The organism is Lentilactobacillus diolivorans DSM 14421 (assembly GCF_001434255.1).
GTDB classification, from domain to species: Bacteria; Bacillota; Bacilli; order Lactobacillales; family Lactobacillaceae; genus Lentilactobacillus; species Lentilactobacillus diolivorans.
On sequence record NZ_AZEY01000096.1, the window covers coordinates 1 to 392 of the forward strand.

Here is a 392-nt window from a genome sequence, read left to right on the forward strand (position 1 = left end):
ATATTCTCAACCACTTGAATTTCGCCATAATCTTGAATCTTAATCCAGTGCGGTGATCGCACCTCAATTTGACCGTTATCAGGCAAGGCAACGGTTTTATGACTAGCACCACTGCGAAGATAAGATAGTGACCCTTTGCGATACCAAGACCGGTGCTGTGGATTGTTTCGATCACAATTGCTCCGGTAGGCTTGCTTCTCTTTATCGGTCATCTTGGCAGCTTTTTTGAGTACCCTACGGTACTCACCGAAATTAGTCATCACAGTAACCAAAAACTCATCACGTAACGCTTGTGAGTGAATTGGGACGACCTTACCATCCCACTTGTCGATCCCATAAACATCGCGTAAGAAGCCGGGCAAAATTTTATCTTTGATGACATAAATCTTAGC

The 392-nt window shown here is 43.9% G+C and carries 1 pseudogene; it reads right to left on the reverse strand.

Going from position 1 to position 392, the window contains the following annotated elements:
* Positions 1-392 (reverse strand): annotated as a pseudogene (locus FC85_RS15850) (RNA-guided endonuclease TnpB family protein); the annotation flags it as partial.